Source organism: Stenotrophomonas sp. 704A1 (assembly GCF_030549525.1).
Taxonomy (GTDB): domain Bacteria; phylum Pseudomonadota; class Gammaproteobacteria; order Xanthomonadales; family Xanthomonadaceae; genus Stenotrophomonas; species Stenotrophomonas tuberculopleuritidis.
Genome location: NZ_CP130831.1, coordinates 2,948,226 through 2,964,459, shown reverse-complemented (window position 1 = coordinate 2,964,459; position 16,234 = coordinate 2,948,226). Strand labels below are relative to the sequence as shown.

At 67.7% G+C, this 16,234-nt stretch carries 17 protein-coding genes; 6 read left to right on the top strand and 11 right to left on the bottom strand.

Going from position 1 to position 16,234, the window contains the following annotated elements; all coding sequences use genetic code 11:
• Positions 1-19 precede the first annotated feature (19 nt).
• From Q5Z10_RS13870 to asnS, 11 genes are all read right to left on the bottom strand, one after another.
• Positions 20-1,012: an aldo/keto reductase gene (locus tag Q5Z10_RS13870; protein ID WP_442758918.1), complete on the bottom strand. Its 993-nt coding sequence runs from the start codon at positions 1,010-1,012 to the stop codon at positions 20-22.
• Positions 1,012-1,698 (bottom strand): DUF2461 domain-containing protein, encoded by a 687-nt coding sequence (locus Q5Z10_RS13865; protein WP_303635998.1) that lies wholly within the window; start codon positions 1,696-1,698, stop codon positions 1,012-1,014. The genes Q5Z10_RS13870 and Q5Z10_RS13865 overlap by 1 nt, the downstream gene beginning before the upstream one ends.
• Positions 1,695-3,134 carry an exodeoxyribonuclease I gene (gene sbcB, locus Q5Z10_RS13860; protein ID WP_303635997.1) on the bottom strand — a complete coding sequence of 480 codons (1,440 nt, stop codon included), beginning with the start codon at positions 3,132-3,134 and terminating at the stop codon, positions 1,695-1,697. Before sbcB ends, Q5Z10_RS13865 begins: the two co-directional genes overlap by 4 nt.
• Positions 3,134-4,501 (bottom strand): FAD-dependent oxidoreductase, encoded by a 1,368-nt coding sequence (locus Q5Z10_RS13855; RefSeq protein WP_303635996.1) that lies wholly within the window; start codon positions 4,499-4,501, stop codon positions 3,134-3,136. The genes sbcB and Q5Z10_RS13855 overlap by 1 nt, the downstream gene beginning before the upstream one ends.
• Positions 4,502-4,531: 30 nt before the next feature.
• The gene (gene kynU / locus Q5Z10_RS13850) at positions 4,532-5,806 is read right to left on the bottom strand and encodes a kynureninase (RefSeq protein ID WP_303635995.1); all 1,275 of its coding nucleotides are present in this window, start codon (positions 5,804-5,806) and stop codon (positions 4,532-4,534) included.
• A 207-nt stretch (positions 5,807-6,013) separates the two neighbouring features.
• Positions 6,014-6,535 (bottom strand): 3-hydroxyanthranilate 3,4-dioxygenase, encoded by a 522-nt coding sequence (locus Q5Z10_RS13845; RefSeq protein ID WP_303635994.1) that lies wholly within the window; start codon positions 6,533-6,535, stop codon positions 6,014-6,016.
• A gap of 19 nt (positions 6,536-6,554) precedes the next feature.
• Positions 6,555-7,217, bottom strand: a complete 663-nt coding sequence (gene can, locus Q5Z10_RS13840) for a carbonate dehydratase (RefSeq protein ID WP_014037740.1) — start codon at positions 7,215-7,217, stop codon at positions 6,555-6,557.
• A 66-nt stretch (positions 7,218-7,283) separates the two neighbouring features.
• Entirely contained in the window at positions 7,284-7,931 is a 648-nt protein-coding gene (locus Q5Z10_RS13835) for an FMN-binding negative transcriptional regulator (RefSeq protein ID WP_303635993.1), read from the bottom strand.
• A gap of 7 nt (positions 7,932-7,938) precedes the next feature.
• Positions 7,939-8,253: a hypothetical protein gene (locus tag Q5Z10_RS13830; protein WP_303635992.1), complete on the bottom strand. Its 315-nt coding sequence runs from the start codon at positions 8,251-8,253 to the stop codon at positions 7,939-7,941.
• A 7-nt stretch (positions 8,254-8,260) separates the two neighbouring features.
• Entirely contained in the window at positions 8,261-8,560 is a 300-nt protein-coding gene (locus tag Q5Z10_RS13825; protein WP_303635991.1) for a hypothetical protein, read from the bottom strand.
• Positions 8,561-8,590: 30 nt separating this feature from the next.
• On the bottom strand, positions 8,591-9,985 hold the full coding sequence (asnS, locus tag Q5Z10_RS13820; RefSeq protein ID WP_303635990.1) for an asparagine--tRNA ligase: 1,395 nt from the start codon (positions 9,983-9,985) through the stop codon (positions 8,591-8,593).
• A gap of 128 nt (positions 9,986-10,113) precedes the next feature.
• Between asnS and Q5Z10_RS13815 the strand changes: the two genes are divergently transcribed.
• The 6 genes from Q5Z10_RS13815 to smc all read left to right on the top strand — a co-directional run bounded on the left by Q5Z10_RS13815 (position 10,114) and on the right by smc (position 16,205).
• Positions 10,114-10,452 carry a HesB/IscA family protein gene (locus Q5Z10_RS13815; RefSeq protein WP_006376495.1) on the top strand — a complete coding sequence of 113 codons (339 nt, stop codon included), beginning with the start codon at positions 10,114-10,116 and terminating at the stop codon, positions 10,450-10,452.
• Positions 10,453-10,510: 58 nt separating this feature from the next.
• Positions 10,511-11,053 (top strand): CbrC family protein, encoded by a 543-nt coding sequence (locus tag Q5Z10_RS13810; RefSeq protein WP_303635989.1) that lies wholly within the window; start codon positions 10,511-10,513, stop codon positions 11,051-11,053.
• Positions 11,054-11,210: 157 nt separating this feature from the next.
• Complete coding sequence (gene rpsF, locus Q5Z10_RS13805) at positions 11,211-11,648, top strand: 30S ribosomal protein S6 (protein WP_049445625.1); 438 nt, start codon at positions 11,211-11,213, stop codon at positions 11,646-11,648.
• Positions 11,649-11,659: 11 nt separating this feature from the next.
• A complete protein-coding gene (rpsR, locus tag Q5Z10_RS13800; protein WP_002804494.1) occupies positions 11,660-11,890 on the top strand; it encodes a 30S ribosomal protein S18 in 231 nt (76 codons plus the stop codon).
• A gap of 104 nt (positions 11,891-11,994) precedes the next feature.
• Entirely contained in the window at positions 11,995-12,447 is a 453-nt protein-coding gene (gene rplI / locus Q5Z10_RS13795; protein WP_303635988.1) for a 50S ribosomal protein L9, read from the top strand.
• 254 nt (positions 12,448-12,701) lie between these two features.
• Positions 12,702-16,205 carry a chromosome segregation protein SMC gene (gene smc, locus Q5Z10_RS13790; RefSeq protein ID WP_303635987.1) on the top strand — a complete coding sequence of 1,168 codons (3,504 nt, stop codon included), beginning with the start codon at positions 12,702-12,704 and terminating at the stop codon, positions 16,203-16,205.
• Positions 16,206-16,234 lie beyond the last annotated feature (29 nt).

Here is a 16,234-nt window from a genome sequence, read left to right as displayed (position 1 = left end):
AGCTGCAGCGGGTTAAGCGTCAGTGACTGGGCGAGCCGCTGCCGTCACCGAACACGGCTGCAAGCTGCGCCCGCCCGGCGCTGCCCAACGCGTCCAGGTCGGTGTCCAGCACCTCGTCCAGGTTGCCGGGGCGGGTGGTGCCCAGGATCCCGCTGGCCACGCCGGGATGCTGCAGGACGTAGGCAAACGCGCTCTGCGCCGGGGTCTGGCCCTGCAGGCTGGCCAGGGCCCGACGCATCGCGCTCGCGCTGCGCATCAGCTGCCGGCTGCTCGGCTTCAGCCACGCCCGGGCCAGGTACCAGGCATCGGCCAGGCGCGGCAGCCGCCGCCGCGCCGGCAACAGATGGCCCTGCGCCAGCACCGTGCCGGCGAGGACGCCGATGCCGGCCGCATGCAGCTGATCGATCAGTGGTGCGCGGTCCTGCTGCAGGGCGTTGTAATCCAGCAGCACCACGTCGAACGCATCCGGATGGGCGATCATCCAGCGCAGGGTCGAGGCCGAATGGGTATTGATGCCGGTATGCCGGATCAGGCCGCGATCGCGCAACCGCTGCAGTGCGTCCAGCAGATCGTCGTTGATGTCGTGTTCGCTGGCGCCGTGCAGCTGGTAGATGTCCAGGTACTCGAGGCCGAGATTGCGCAGCGAGGCTTCGCAGCTGGCGACGATCGCCGACGCCGAGAAGTCGCGCTGTTCGGCACCGCTGATCCCGGCCTGGCCGGTCAGGGTGCCGCCCTTGCTGGAAATCACCAGCGATTCGCGCGGGTAGCGCGCCAGCAGCGGGCGCAGGATCCGGCCGAGCCGTGGCTCGGCATGGAAGCCGGAGTAGTTGTGGCCGGTATCGAGCAGGTTCACCCCGCGCGCCAGCGCGTGCGCCACCACCGCAGCGGCGGCGTCCTCGGCGAAGCGCCGATGGCCCCAGAAGCCGGAACAGCCCAGGCCGATCGGCGACACCGCCAATCCGGTGCGACCCAGCACCCGGCGCTGGGTGGCCAGAGACGATGGCATCGGCATCAGAACTCCAGGTCCAGCGCAGCGCACAGGTAGTCCACGAAGGGACCGAGCGTGGCCAGGTCCTTGCCGAGCGTGGACAGCAGGCGCGGACCGGTCATGGTGGCGTCGTCCAGTGTTCGCCACATCACCCAGTTGCGGTGCTTGAGGTCGTCGATGAACTCGAAATCGGCCGGGAAGCCTCGTGGTGGGCGGACCAGTTTCTCGCTCTGTTCGAAGTCGAAGCGCCTGCGCAGCGCGGTCGCGTGTGCGGCGGCCTTCCAGCTGCCCGGATTGTCCAGGATGAAATGGCGGACGCGGCGCTGGGTCTCCGGCTCCGGATGCCACAGCCCGGCGCCGACAAAGCTTTCGCCCGGCTGCAGGTGTACATAGAACGACGGTGCGGCGACCTCGCGGCGGCGCTCATGGAACAGGCGCGCGCCCTGCCAGGTCTTGTACGGGGACTTGTCGTTGGAAAAACGCGCATCACGATGGATGCGGAACAACGAACCCCCGACGCTGCGGGTATCGGCGCGGAAGTGCCCGCTGACCTCGGCCAGCGCCGGCTGCAGGTCGCCCAGCAGGCGCAGGAACGGCTGCCGCACGTGGTCCTCGTACTGCTGCCGATGGTCGTTGAACCAGGCTTTCTCGTTGTGCAGTGCCAGGCTGCGCAGGAACCTGAAACTGGCGTCGGAAAAATAGGTGCTCACAGGTCCTCCTGCAGATGCTGGGCCCAGTCGCGCAGCGATTGCAGCAGGGCCTGGCGCCGCGCATCGTCGGGCGCTTCGGCGGCCAGTGCATCCAGCTGCTGCTGGTACTGGGGCAGGTTGAGTTCGCCCAGACGGTCCTCGCCGAGCAGGCGCTGGCGGCGGTATGCCTGCCAGCGCTGGCGTTCGGCCGGCGCGAGACTGTCGGGATGATTGCGCGCGCGGTAGCGGAACAGCAGCTCCGGCAGGCGTGGGTCGCGGAAGCGGCCTTCCAGTGCTGCCAGCTGGTCTGCCGGCGTGGTACGGGCCAGGGCAAGCAACGGCTTGTCGCCAGCGCCGAGGAAGCCGTCGTAGAGCGAGGCATCGACGTCGGCCACGGTGACCTCGCGCGGCTGGTTGTAGACCTGCCGCGCCTTCTCCGCCAGCTGCGGGGCGATCGCGCGCAGGCGTTCGGCCTTGGCTTCGATCGCGGCCACGTCCAGGCCCAGGCGCTGATGGTCGTCGGCGCGGAGGTGGTTCCAGGCCACCAGCGCCGGCACCTTGTTCAGATGCACTTCCTTCAACGGCACGCGCGCCACGCCTTCGGGCAGTTCGCTGGCACGCAGGTACAGGCGCTGGGCGATCACCTCGGCCGGCAGGGCTAGCAGTTCGTCCACGTCGCCCTCAAGGTCGAACACGATCACCCGGTTGTTGATGGTGGGGTGCACGGCCAACGGCAGCACCGGCGCCGCGCACAGGCGGCTGGCCGGGTAGCGCATGGAAATGTGCAGCACCGGCTTCATCGCCGCCACGTCCAGCAGGCTGCCGACGAAGCGCTTGTCACGCAGCTTCAGCGCGTACTCCCACAGGCGCGGCTGCGCGTGCTTGAACAGGCGCGCCATGCCGATCGTCGCGCGCACGTCGGACAGGGCCTCGTGCGCATCGCCGTCGCGCACGTTGTTCGCTTCGGCCAGGTGTTCGAGCTTGAACGAGGTGGCGCCATCCTCGCGCCGGGGCCAGTGGATGCCGTCCGGCCGCAGCGCATGCATCAGCCGCAGCATGTCCAGCAGGTCCCAGCGCGAATTGCCATTGCGCCACTCGCGTTCGTAGGGATCGTGGAAGTTGCGGAAAAGGCCGTAGCGGATGAACTCATCGTCGAAGCGCAGGGTGTTGTAGCCCAGCGCGCAGGTGCCGGCGCGCGACAGCTGCTCGTTGATCCGATCGAATGCCTCGGCCTCGCTGATGCCCTCGGCCAGCGCCTGCTGCGGGGTGATGCCGGTGACCAGGGTGGCCATCGGCGAGGGCAGCAGGTCATCGGCCGGGCGCACGAAGAAACTGACCGGGGCATCGATCTCGTTGAGGTCGGCGTCGGTGCGGATGGCGGCGTACTGCGATATGCGCGTGCGCCGCGGGTCCTGGCCGAAGGTTTCCAGGTCGTAGAACAGGAAGCTGTCGGCCATCAGTGCGCACCTTCCAGCACCGGCAGGCGCTGCTGGATCTGCGCTTCCAGGGCATCCCAGTCGATGTGGTCCAGCGACGCGTGGCCGGCGGTGGCCGCGACCAGTATGTCGCGCTGGATCTCAGTGCGGCGCAGCGCTTCGGCGTAGGGCGTGTGCAGGAAGGTGACCATCGTGTAATGCGGCACGAATCGGGTCGGCCAACGCCGCTGCAGTTCCTGCTCCAGCTCGCGCTGCAGCAGGAAGGCGGGATCGGCAACGCGGTCGCGCATTTCCAGGTAGTTTTCCAGCGCCATCTGCTGGATCGCGCGCGCATTGGGTTTGCGCTCGGCCTCGAACCCGGCGAAGGCTGCTTCCAGGCCGTCGGCCTCGTTCAGGTGCCGTGCCAGCGCCACGCAGTCTTCGAACGCGCAGTTCATGCCCTGGCCATGGAACGGCACCATCGCGTGCGCCGCGTCGCCGATCAGCACGGCGCGGCCCTGCTGGTGCCAGCGCTGCAGGGTCAGGGTGCCAAGCAGGCCGGGCGGGTGCTGCTCCCAATCGGCGCGCAGGTTGGGAATCAGCGGCAGGGTATCGGCGAACTCGCGCGCGAACAGCGCTTCGGCCTGGGCGCCACTGGTGACCGTGGCAAAGCTGGGGTCGCCGTGGTTGGGCAGGAACAGGGTGACGGTGAAGGTGCCTTCGTGGTTGGGCAGGGCGATGCACATGTAGTGGCCGCGTGGCCAGATGTGCAGCGCATTGCGTTCGATGCGGAAGCCGCCATCGGCGGCCGGCGGGATCTCCAGCTCCTTGTACGAATGATCGAGGAAGGCGATGTCCTCACCCAGCGGCGCGCGGCGGTTCATCGCCGCGCGCAGGGCCGAGCCGGCGCCGTCGGCACCGATCAGGGTATCGAAGCGGATGTCGTGCGGGCTGTCGTCGCGGTCATCGATGAAGCGGGCGTAGCCGGCATCGAAATCGACGGTGTGCAGGCGGCGATGGAAGTGCACGGTGGCGCCGGCCTGTTCGGCCAGCTCCAGCAGCGTGGTGTTCAGGTCGCTGCGGTGGATCGACCAGATCACTTCGCTGTCGTCACGGCCGTAGCGCTGCAGCTGCGGCGCGCCTTCGCGGGGATGCACCATGCGGCCGCGCATCATCACCGCGCGCGCCATCACTTCGTCCTCCACGCCGGCCTCGCGCAGTGCGTTGCGCCCGCGCTCGGCCAGCGCCAGGTTGATCGAACGCCCGCTCTCGTAGTCGGCCACACGCGGATCGCCACGACGTTCGTACAGGGTGATGCGCCAGCCCTGCCGTGACAGCAGGATGGCCAGCAGGGATCCGGCGAGGCCGGCGCCGATAATGCTCAGCGAGCGGGATGCGTGTGCGATCAACGAACTGTCCAGCAGCAAGGGGAGGGCGGCTTACAGGCCAGCCCAGGCTTCCACTTCCTCGACGAAATGGTGCACGTCCAGATAGCGGTTGTAGAGCGGGGTGGGCGAGATGCGGATCACGTCCGGTTCGCGCCAGTCTCCCAGCACGCCGATGGCGCGCAGGTGTTCGAACAGGGCGCGACCGCGCTCGCGTCCGCCGATCACGCGCAACGACAGCTGGCAGCCACGCCGTTCGGGTTCGGCGGGCGTAACGATGTCCAGCACATGCGCCAGGCGCGCACGCACCAGCGCATCGAGCATGCCGGTCAGCGCCAGCGATTTGCCGCGCAGCGAGTCCATGCCGGCGCGCTCGAACAGGTCCAGCGAAGCACGCAGCGGGGCCAGGCCGAGGATCGGCGGGTTGCTCAGCTGCCAGCCTTCGGCACCGACGGCCGGCGTGAACTGTGGCGCCATCTGGAAGCGGGTCGCCTCGTCGTGGCCCCACCAGCCGGCGAAGCGCGGCAGGGTGGTGTCGCGGTGGTGGCGTTCGTGCACGAATGCACCGGCGACCGCGCCGGGGCCGCTGTTGAGGTACTTGTAATGGCACCACACGGCGAAATCCGGGGCCACGTCATGCAGCCGCAACGGCAGGTTGCCGACCGAATGGGCCAGGTCGAAGCCGATGCGCGCGCCCTGCAGCCGGGCGGCGCGGGTGATCGCATCGAGGTCGAAGGCCTGGCCGGTGCGGTACTGCACGCCGGGCCACAGCACCAGCGCCAGGCGCGGGCCGTGTTCGCCGATGGCGCGCTCGATGGCTGCCAGCGAGATCGTGCCGTTGGCTTCGTCCGGCTGCACTTCCACCAGGCAGTCGGCCGGGTCGAAGCCGTGGAAGCGGATCTGTGCTTCCACGGCGTGGCGGTCGGTCGGGAATGCGCCGGCCTCCATCAGGATCACCGGGCGCTGCGTGGTTGGCCGGTAGAAGCTGACCATCATCAGGTGCAGGTTCACGCTCAGCGTGTTCATCGCCACCACTTCGCTGGGCAGCGCGCCGACCACGCGTGCCAGCTGCGCGCTGACCAGGCGGTGGTAGGACAGCCACTGGGTGGGGCCGGTGAAGTGGCCTTCCACGGCCAGCTCGCCCCACTGCTTCATCACCTCCTGCACGGCGGCCTGCGCGGCACGCGGCTGCAGGCCCAGCGAGTTGCCGACGAAGTAGGTCTGTTCGCCGCCGCCATGGCGCGGAATCAGGAATTCGTTACGCAGCGGGCGCAGCGGATCGGCGGCGTCCAGGGCGATGGCGTGGGTGCGGCTGAGCAGGTCGGACATGGTCGGGCAACAGGCTGCAACGGGGTTGCCAGTGTAGCGCCTGGGGCCTGCGTGATGCCGCGCGGCGCGCTCGCCGGGCATGGCCCGGCGCTACCTGGAGACCCCGCGCCCCGTCGGACGCATCCGCCACCGCAATGCCCGGCGAATGCCGGTAGCGCCGGGCCATGCCCGGCGAATCCATCAGCCACCAGAATGCCCGGCGCAGATTCAGCCCGCCGCGGGCGCCGGCAACGGATCCAGGTGCCCGCACTCGCTGCAGGTGCGCAGTTCCAGACTGGCGTGGTAACGCGCGAACACCTTCGGCAGGTCGGTTTCGATGTTCTGCAGCGGGAAATACTCTTCGTGCAGCTTGTGGTTGCAGCGCTCGCAATGCCAGATCACGCCATCCATCTCATGCGGCAGGCGCTTGCGCTCGACCACCAGGCCGATACCACCGGGCGGGCGCCGCGGCGAGTGCGGCACCTTGCCCGGCAGCAGGAAGATCTCGCCGGCGCGGATCGGAATGTCGCGCACCGCGCCGTTCTCCTGCACCTTCAGCACCATCTCGCCCTCGAGCTGGTAGAACCACTCCGGGCCTTCGTCGTAGTGGTAGTCGGTGCGCGAGTTGGGCCCACCCACCACCATCACGATGAAGTCGCCGTTGTCGATCATCTTGTTGCCCACCGGCGGCTTCAGCAGGTGGCGGTTTTCCTCGATCCAGGCGTGCAGGTTGATCGGCGAAGCAAGCATGGTGGTCATCCGTAAGGGATCAGTCGCGCTTGCCCTTGCGCGGGACGTAGGACAGGGCCTTTTCATACGCTGGCTGCAGTTCTTCCTGCGAACCGACGTCGATGCCCATCTCGCGCACGCGTCCGTCCTTCAGGCTGTAGACCCAGCCATGCACCATCAGCTTCTGCCCGCGGGCCCAGGCGTCCTGCACGATGGTCGAGCGGCACAGGTTGGCGACCTGCTCGATCACGTTCAGTTCGCACAGACGGGCGTGCTTGAGCTCGTCGGTCTCGATCGCATCGAGGATGCCGGTGTGCTTCTGCATCACGTCACCGACGTGGCGCAGCCAGTTGTCGGCCAGGCCGACGCGGGTGTTGTGCAGGCAGGCATGCACGCCGCCGCAGCCGTAATGGCCGACGATCAGGATGTGCTTCACCTTCAGCTGGTCCACGGCGTACTGCACCACGCTCAGGCAGTTCAGGTCGGTGTGGGCGACCACGTTGGCCACGTTGCGGTGCACGAACACTTCACCCGGGGCCATGCCGATGATCTGGTTGGCCGGCACGCGCGAGTCGGAGCAGCCGATCCACAGGTACTCCGGGTGCTGCTGCTTGGCCAGCTGATGGAAGAACTCGGGGTCTTCCTTCTCGATGCGGTCGGCCCAGTCGCGGTTGTTCTGCAGCAGCTTGTGGATGTCTTTCATGTTCGGTGGTCCCTGACGTCGGGTGGGGCGCAAGGCGCGGCCGTTCTGGACGCGTCGTCGCGGCAATCAAGGCGTCCAGTCGCCGGCGGCGGTCTGTTCGCGATGCCAGCGCATCCACTGCGCCAGCTCGGTGGAAGAGGCGGTGCCCAGCTGTTCCAGTTCGGCAATCACGGCCTGCTGGTTGGCGTCGGGATGGTTCTGGCTCAGCTTGAGCTTCAGCTGCACCTGCTCGACCTGGAAACGGAAGCCGACGATGGCGCGCAGCTCCGGACCGTGTTCGGCACGCGTGGCATCGAACTGCCAGGCCTGGCCGACACTGGCTTCGAAGCGGTCGCTGATCGCGCCGACGAGGCCGGCCAGTGCATCGGTATCGTTGAAGGTCTGCAGCGTGCCACGCAGCTCGGCGGCGGCGTAGTTCCAGGTAGGCACCCGCGCGGCGGGCTCCTTGTCCGGATACCAGCTGGCCGAGACGTAGCCGTGTGGGCCGTCGACCAGCACCTTGGCCGCGCCGTTGTGGCGCGACTGCGGGTTGGCGCGGGCCCAGTGGCCGCGTAGTTCGATCTGCTCGCCGTCACGCCGGTACAGCACCGGTATCCGGGTCAGCTCCGGCAGGCCGTCGCTGCCGGGGGTGAGCACCGTGACGAACGGATCGCGCGCCAGCAGGCGGTCCAGCCAGAGCAGGTCGGTCTCGGCGAAGGCGCGCGGGGTGAACATGCTGGGGTCAGGCGCGCCCGCCCAGCGACTGGATCATGCGGCCACGCAGGCCCTCGTCGCTGCCGGCCTGCGGCGGCTGCACTTCGTGCAGGCTGAAGCCGCGCACCAGTGCGTCTTCCTCGTCCAGGCCGTCGTACTCGACGAACTCGGCGTCGAACAGCTGCGAGCGGGCGGTGTCCTCGCTGTCATAGCTCAGCGTATTGCCGTCGCTGTCGAGCACTTCGGCGGTGCCGGCCGAGCGCACCCGCAGGCGGGCCCAGATCAGGGTGTTGCCGAGGCTGGCGAGCCACCAGCTGTCGCGGGCGGCGGTATCGTCGTTCATGCAGGTCCTACCAGAGCGAGGCCAGCCAGAGCAGGGCGGCCATGCCCAGTCCGGTCAGCAGGGTAAGCAGCGACACCCAGGCCGGTGTCGCCAGCCCCGACAGCGACCGGTCCGGCTGCTGCCGGTAATCACGGCGCAGCAGCCAGCCCAGCGCGTCGGGCTTGAGGAAGGCGCCGCTGCCGAAGCGCTGCGCAAGCGCCGGATGGCGATCGCGCACGTGCACCAGGGTCAGCGGCCAGAAGATCACGAAGGCACTGAACCCGGCCACTGCGACGCCGACGAAACAGAGGGCGAAGAACAGGGTCATGGGGGGCGTACCTCCGTGCTCGTGTGGGGCTTAGAAGTCCGCGCTGCCCGGGGCGCGCGGGTAGGGAATCGCATCGCGGATATTGGACAGCCCGCAGACGTAGACCACCAGGCGCTCGAAGCCCAGGCCGAAGCCGGCGTGCGGCACCGAACCGTAGCGGCGGAAATCGCGGTACCAGCTGTAGTGTTCGCGATCCAGGCCGAACTGGGCCATGCGCGCGTCCAGCACGTCCAGGCGCTCTTCGCGCTGGCTGCCACCGATGATCTCGCCGATGCCCGGGGCCAGCACGTCCATCGCGGCGACGGTCTTCCCGTCGTCGTTCAGGCGCATGTAGAAGGCCTTGATGTGTTCCGGATAGTTGGTCACCACCACCGGGCGGCCGACGTGTTCCTCGGTCAGCCAGCGCTCGTGTTCGGTCTGCAGGTCCAGGCCCCATTCCACCGGGAAGTCGAACTTCCTGCCGGACTTCTGCAGCAGGCTGACCGCATCGGTGTAGTCGATGCGCTCGAACGGTGCGTTGATGAAGTCTTCCAGCTTGGTGATCGCGTTCTTGTCCACGCGCTCGGCGATGAAGGCCAGGTCGTCACCGCGCTCGTTCAGCACCGCGCGGAACAGGTACTTCAGGAACTCCTCGGCCAGGCGTGCGTCTTCGGCCAGGTCGGCGAAGGCGATTTCCGGCTCGATCATCCAGAATTCCGCCAGGTGGCGGGTGGTGTGGCTGTTCTCGGCGCGGAAGGTCGGGCCGAAGGTGTAGACCTTGCTCAGCGCCAGGCAGTAGGCCTCGACGTTCAGCTGGCCGGACACGGTCAGGAAGGTTTCCTTGCCGAAGAAGTCGCGGCTGAAGTCGATCGCACCGCTGGCGTCGCGCGGCAGGTTCACCATGTCCAGGGTGGACACGCGGAACATCTGCCCGGCGCCCTCGGCATCGGAGGTGGTGATGATCGGGGTGCTGATCCAGTTGAAGCCGTTCTCGTGGAAGAAACGGTGCACGGCCTGGGCCAGGCAGTTGCGGATGCGGGTGACGGCGCCGAACAGGTTGGTGCGCGGGCGCAGGTGTGCCACTTCACGCAGGAACTCCGGGGTCATCGGCTTGGGCTGGATGGGGTAGGTGAGCGGGTCTTCGACCCAGCCGACCACCTCGACCGCGCTGGCCTGGATCTCGAACGACTGGCCCTTGCCCTGCGACTTGACCAGCGTGCCGGTGGCCACCAGCGAGCAGCCGGTGGTCAGGCGCTTGACCTCGTCGAAATTGGCCAGGCCATCGCTGGCCACCACCTGGATCGGGGCGAAGCAGGAGCCGTCGGTCACGTTCACGAAGGCCAGATTCGCTGAACCGCGCACCGTGCGCACCCATCCGCGTACCGTGACTTCGCCGCCTTCCGGGATCTTCCCGGCAAGCGCATGTTCAACGCTGACCACCGTCATGACTTGAATCCTCTGCTGATCGACTCGATCTGTGAACACGGGAGTTTACCGGTTGCAGCGTTCTGCTTGCGAGGCATTTTTCGCGGCATCGGCTCCTTATAATGTCCCCGTACCTCTGGAGTAGCCCCATGGCCGTCAGCCTGACCCCCATTGCCTTCGAGCGCGTACAGCGCTTCGTCGCCCAGACCCCCGGCGCGCTGGGCCTGCGTTTCGGCGTGACCAAGACCGGGTGCTCCGGCTGGGGGCACATCACCGACCTGGCCCGCGACGAGCGCGAGGGCGATACCGTGTTCGACCAGGACGGCGTGAAGATCTATGTCGATGCCAAGAGCCTGGCGCTGGTGGACGGCACCGTGATCGACTTCGGCAAGCACGGCCTGAGCGAGACGTTCACGTTCAGCAACCCGAATGCCACGGCCGAATGTGGCTGCGGCGAAAGCTTCACCACCGACGCCGACAAGGCCTGACGCCCGGCTCCGGCGTCCGCCGGGCGTGGCCCGGCGCTGGCTGGGCGAGGATCCACGGATGGAACGACCGGTTTTCACCTATCACCCCAACGCCTACGCACTGTCCTTCGAGGACGTCGACGGGGTCTGCGACTGCTGCGGCGAGCCGCGGACACTGCGCTACCGGGGGCCGTTCTACACCTGCCTGGCCCCGGATTACCTGTGCCCGTGGTGCATTGCCGATGGCAGGGCCGCAGCCAGTTACGGCGGCGAGTTCACCGGCTGGAGTGATATCGAGGGGGTATCGCCGGACCCGGCCGACCCGCCGCCGACCATTGCCCACCCGCTGCTGCTGGAGATCTGCGAGCGCACGCCCGGGTATGCCTCCTGGCAGCAGTCGGTCTGGCTCAGCCATTGTGAGCGGCCCTGCGCCTTCCTCGGCTACGCCGGCAGCGAGGACCTCCAGCCCATCCTGGCCGAGGTCCGGCCGGACGTGGCCGAGGTCAACCCGGGCGACGCCGACTGGGTGCTGGAACACCTGAGCCGGGACGGGGAGATGATTGGCTGCCTGTTCCAGTGCCTGGAATGCGGCCAGCACCGCCTTCATGTGGATCTGGGGTAGCCCGGTTCAGGTTGCCTGGACCCGCTGGTTGCCCGGCACCCCCATCTGCGCCATAATGCGCGGCTTCCTGCCTCCCTGGCAGGAGCCCTTGCCCCACCGCGGTATCAACGGCGGGGGGCTGTCCGGCCGCAAGGCCACATCCGAAAGGTAGAAAAACATGAGTCGTCATTACGAAATCGTGTTCATGGTCCACCCGGACCAGAGCGAGCAGGTCCCGGCCATGATCGAGCGCTACAAGTCGCTGGTCGAGAACGGCAACGGCACCATCCACCGTCTGGAAGACTGGGGCCGCCGCCAGCTGGCGTACCCGATCCAGAACCTGGTGAAGGCGCACTACGTGCTGCTGAACATCGAAGCCGACCAGGCCGTGCTGAACGAGCTGACCGAAAGCTTCCGCTTCAACGACGCCGTGCTGCGCAACCTGGTCATCAAGCGTGACGAGGCTGACACCGAGCAGTCGCTGATCATGAAGAGCAAGGACGAGAAGGGTGACAAGCCGGAGCGCGGTGAGCGCCGTCGTCGTGACGACGAAGAAGGCGAGTCCACCACCACCGCTGACAACGAAGCCGGCGACGACGCCGCTTCTGCCGCCTAAGGAGCCTTCCCATGTCCAAGTTCTTCCGTCGCCGCAAGTTCTGCAAGTTCACGGCTGAAGGTGTGAAGGAGATCGACTACAAGGATCTCAACACCCTGCGCCAGTACCTGACCGAGAACGGCAAGATCGTGCCGAGCCGCGTCACCGGTACCAAGTCGAAGTACCAGCGTCAGCTGGCGACCGCCGTCAAGCGCGCTCGCTTCCTGGCCCTGATTCCGTACACCGACAACCACGACGTCTGATGCCGGCGGGGCGGCCCGGTGCCGCCCCCGCTGTGCCAGCTATTCGGACAGCCTTTGTTGCGGGGCATCGCCTCGCTAACGAATATCTCATCTGGAGCAATACCATGCAGCTGATCCTCCTGCAGAAAGTCACCAACCTCGGCAACCTCGGCGACCTGGTCGACGTGAAGCCGGGCTACGGCCGCAACTTCCTCGTGCCGCAGGGCAAGGCCGTGCCGGCCACCGAGAGCAACAAGGCCGAGTTCGAAGCCAAGCGCGCCGAGTACGAAGCCAAGGCCCAGGCCATCCACGCCGACGCTGAAGGCCGCAAGGCCAAGCTGGAAGGCGCGAGCGTGACCATCGCCGCCAACGCTTCGACCGAAGGCAAGCTGTACGGCTCGGTCGGCGCCCGCGAAATCGCCGATGCCTTCACCGCTGCCGGCCTGGAGCTGAGCAAGAGCGAAGTCATCCTGGGCGAAGGCGCCTTCCGCAACATCGGTGAGTACGACGTCCTGGTGCACCTGCACGCCGACGTCGAGACCACCGTCAAGGTTGTGGTCGAAGCCGAAAAGGCCTGATCCCACGCCGCAAGGCCTGGTGTCACCAGAACGGGCGCCCGCAAGGGTGCCCGTTTTGTTTTGTGGGCTGCCCGGCCCGCAGCCTCCGGCCGCGCCTCGCGGCGCCCCGGCCGGGGAATGTTCCACGCGCGTTCGTAGAACACGGCCACATCGGTATACTCAGGGCGTCACACCCACCCCGATGTGGTTGATTCCAGTGGAATCAACAACTTGGCGGGTCAGCCGGCCCCGGTCGGCCCCAGTCCGGAACCCCTATGCGTCTTTCCACGATCAAGCTGTCCGGCTTCAAGTCCTTCGTCGATCCGACCACGCTGCACCTGCCGACCAACATGACCGGCGTGGTGGGGCCCAATGGCTGCGGCAAGTCGAACATCATCGACGCCGTGCGCTGGGTCATGGGCGAAAGTTCGGCCAGCCGCCTGCGCGGCGACTCGCTGACCGACGTGATCTTTTCCGGCTCCAATGCCCGCAAGCCGGTCTCGCAGGCCACCGTCGAACTGATCTTCGATAATTCGGACCACACGATTTCCGGCGAGTACGCCTCGTTCAACGAGATCTCGGTCAAGCGCACGGTCAGCCGCGACGGCTCCAGCAACTACTACCTCAACGGCACCAAGTGCCGCCGCCGCGACATCACCGACCTGTTCCTCGGCACCGGCCTGGGCCCGCGCAGCTACTCGATCATCGAGCAGGGCATGATCAGCCAGATCATCGAGGCGCGCCCGGAAGACCTGCGCGTGTACCTGGAGGAGGCCGCCGGCATCTCCAAGTACAAGGAACGCCGCAAGGAAACCGAAACCCGCATCCGCCACACCCGCGAGAACCTGGACCGGCTGGGCGACCTGCGCGAAGAGATCACCAAGCAGCTGGAACACCTGAAACGGCAGGCGCGCCAGGCCGAGCAGTACCAGGCGCTGCAGGAAGAGCGCCGGATCAAGGATGCCGAGTGGAAGGCGCTGGAGTACCGCGGCCTGGATGGGCGCCTGTCCAGGCTGCGCGAGGGCCTGTCGCAGGAAGAGACCCGGCTGCAGCAGCTGATCGCCGACCAGCGTGAGGCCGAGGCACGAATCGAAACCTCGCGCGTGCGCCGTGAAGAGGCCGCCGATGCGCTCAATGCCGCGCAGGCCGAGGTCTACCAGGTGGGCAGCACGCTGGCCCGCATCGAGCAGCAGATCCAGCACCAGCGCGAACTGTCGCAGCGCCTGCACAAGGCGCGTGACGAAACGCAGCAGGCGCTGTCCGAGCTGGGCCAGCACATCAGTGGCGACGAAGCCCGGCTGGCCGTCCTGCGCGAAGCCGTCGATGCGGCCACGCCGCAGCTGGAAGCGCTGCAGGAAGAGAACGAGATCAAGCAGGAAGGGCTGCGCGAGGCCGAAACCCGCCTGGCCGACTGGCAGCACCGCTGGGAACAGCACGCCTCGCAGAGCTCGGAGGCCTCGCGCGCCGGCGATGTCGAACGCACCCGCGTGGACTACCTGGACAAGCAGATCCTCGATGCCGACCGTCGCCGTGAAGCGCTGGCCGCCGAGCGTGCCGGGCTGGACCTGGATGCGCTGGACGAAGCATTCGAGCAGCTGTATCTGCAGCACGAAACGCAGAAGACCGCGCTGGACGAACTGACCGGTCAGGTCGAGCAGCGCAAGCACGGCGTATCGGCAGTGCAGGAACAACAACGCAGCGGCCAGAACGAACTGGCCGAGCTGCGCAGGCAGGTCAACGGCCTGCGCGGCCGCCTGGCTTCGCTGGAAACCCTGCAGCAGGCCGCTCTCGGCCAGGAGCAGGGCGCGGCCGTGGCCTGGCTGAAATCGCGCGGGCTGGACTCGGCAGCGCGGGTAGGCGAGCGCCTGGACGTCGATGCGGGCTGGGAAAACGCGGTGGAAAGCGCGCTCGGCCAGTTGATCGAGGGCGTGCTGGTCGATGATCCTGCCGGCCTGGTCGATGCACTGGGCGAGCTCGGCGACGGGCGCATCGCGCTGGTCGCCGACGATGCCGCCGAGCTGAAGGTCGCGCCGACCTCGCTGGCGGCCCATGTGCGGGGCCCGGCCGCGATCCGCCGCCTGCTGGCCCATCTGCACGGGGCCCGCGACCTGGCCGAGGCGAAGGTGCTGCAGGCCAGCCTGCCCGACGGCGATTCGGTGATCACCCAGTCCGGTGAGCGGCTGGGCCAGGGCTGGGTGCGGGTGTCCCGTACCGGCGCGGCCGAGCAGGGCGCCCTGCTGCGCGAACGGGAGATCAACGAACTGCGTGAGCAGATCGAACAGCTGCAGTCGCGCGAATCCGAACTGGAAGAGCAGCTCGCAGGCTTCCGTGAGCAGCTGCTGGCGGCCGAGCAGCAGCGCGAAGACGCGCAGCGCGCGTTGTACCAGGCACACCGGGCAGTGTCCGAGCTTGCCGGCCAGTTGCAGGGCCAGCAGGGCAAGGTGGAGGCCGCGCGGACGCGCATCGATCGCATCGAAAGCGAACTCGGCCAGCTGCAGGAAACCCTGGAGATCAATCGTGAGCAGGCGCGTGAAGCGCGCTCGCGGCTTGAGAACGCGGTCAACAGCATGGGCGACCTGGAGTCGCACCGGCAGGGCCTGGAGGGCGAGCGCCGGCAGTTGACCGACGCCCGCGACCTGGCCCGCGAAGCCGCACGCAGTGTGCGCGAACGCGCGCACGCGCTGGCGCTGACCCTGGAATCGCAGCGCGCGCAGGTGGCATCGCTGAGCCAGGCGCTGGAGCGCATGAGTACCCAGCGCGGGCAGCTGGATGCGCGGCTGGGCGAGCTGCATTCCCAGCTGGACGACGGTGATTCACCGGTCGAGTCGCTGCAGGCCAGCCACCAGGCCGCGCTGGAAGAGCGCGTGCGCGCCGACCGCGTGCTGACCGAAGCGCGCACCCTGCTGGATGGCATCGACGCCGAGCTGCGCAGTTTCGAGCAGACCCGCCACCAGCGCGACGAACAGGCGCTGACCCAGCGCGAGCGCATTTCGCAGCGCAAGCTGGACCAGCAGGCGCTGGTGCTCAGCGCCGAAACCCTGCAGGGCGCGGTGGAGAAGGCCGGTTTCGTGCTGCAGGAGGTGATGAATGCCCTGCCCGACGATGCGCGCCTGGGCGACTGGGAGCAGGCGGTGCACCAGATCGATGGCCGCATGCGCCGGCTGGAGCCGGTCAACCTGGCGGCGATCCACGAGTACGGCGAGGCATCGCAGCGCTCGGAGTACCTGGATGCCCAGCATGCGGACCTGACCACGGCGCTGGAGACGCTGGAAGACGCCATCCGCAAGATCGACCGCGAGACCCGTGGCCGCTTCAAGGACACCTTCGACCGGGTCAATGCCGGCGTTCAGGCTCTGTACCCGCGCCTGTTCGGGGGGGGGCACGCGTATCTGGAGCTGACCGGTGAAGATCTGCTGGACACCGGCGTGACCATCATGGCGCGCCCGCCCGGCAAGCGCGTATCCAGCATCTCGCTGCTGTCCGGTGGCGAGAAGGCGATGACCGCGGTGGCGCTGGTGTTTGCGATCTTCCAGCTCAACCCCGCGCCGTTCTGCCTGCTGGACGAGGTGGACGCGCCGCTGGACGAAGCCAACGTCGGCCGCCTGGCCAACATGGTCAAGGAAATGAGCGAGAAGGTGCAGTTCCTGTTCGTCAGCCATAACAAGGCCACGATGGAGGCCGCGCACCAGCTGTCGGGCGTGACCATGCGTGAGCCGGGCGTCAGCCGCCTGGTCAGCGTGGACCTGGAAGAAGCCGCGCGATTGGCGGGCGCGGCCTGACGTGCCATCCTAGTTACCTGAATGAACTA

Bases quoted from the DNA above. Each gene is read 5' to 3' on its own strand.
- Q5Z10_RS13810 (WP_303635989.1), top strand. From the start codon at position 10,511: ATGGAACGACCGGTTTTCACCTATCACCCCAACGCCTACGCACTGTCC.
- can (WP_014037740.1), bottom strand. From the start codon at position 7,217: ATGAAAGACATCCACAAGCTGCTGCAGAACAACCGCGACTGGGCCGAC.
- sbcB (WP_303635997.1), bottom strand. From the start codon at position 3,134: ATGGCCGACAGCTTCCTGTTCTACGACCTGGAAACCTTCGGCCAGGAC.
- rpsF (WP_049445625.1), top strand. From the start codon at position 11,211: ATGAGTCGTCATTACGAAATCGTGTTCATGGTCCACCCGGACCAGAGC.
- rplI (WP_303635988.1), top strand. From the start codon at position 11,995: ATGCAGCTGATCCTCCTGCAGAAAGTCACCAACCTCGGCAACCTCGGC.
- smc (WP_303635987.1), top strand. From the start codon at position 12,702: ATGCGTCTTTCCACGATCAAGCTGTCCGGCTTCAAGTCCTTCGTCGAT.
- Q5Z10_RS13845 (WP_303635994.1), bottom strand. From the start codon at position 6,535: ATGCTTGCTTCGCCGATCAACCTGCACGCCTGGATCGAGGAAAACCGC.
- asnS (WP_303635990.1), bottom strand. From the start codon at position 9,985: ATGACGGTGGTCAGCGTTGAACATGCGCTTGCCGGGAAGATCCCGGAA.
- rpsR (WP_002804494.1), top strand. From the start codon at position 11,660: ATGTCCAAGTTCTTCCGTCGCCGCAAGTTCTGCAAGTTCACGGCTGAA.
- Q5Z10_RS13835 (WP_303635993.1), bottom strand. From the start codon at position 7,931: ATGTTCACCCCGCGCGCCTTCGCCGAGACCGACCTGCTCTGGCTGGAC.
- Q5Z10_RS13825 (WP_303635991.1), bottom strand. From the start codon at position 8,560: ATGACCCTGTTCTTCGCCCTCTGTTTCGTCGGCGTCGCAGTGGCCGGG.
- Q5Z10_RS13815 (WP_006376495.1), top strand. From the start codon at position 10,114: ATGGCCGTCAGCCTGACCCCCATTGCCTTCGAGCGCGTACAGCGCTTC.
- kynU (WP_303635995.1), bottom strand. From the start codon at position 5,806: ATGTCCGACCTGCTCAGCCGCACCCACGCCATCGCCCTGGACGCCGCC.
- Q5Z10_RS13870 (WP_442758918.1), bottom strand. From the start codon at position 1,012: ATGCCGATGCCATCGTCTCTGGCCACCCAGCGCCGGGTGCTGGGTCGC.
- Q5Z10_RS13830 (WP_303635992.1), bottom strand. From the start codon at position 8,253: ATGAACGACGATACCGCCGCCCGCGACAGCTGGTGGCTCGCCAGCCTC.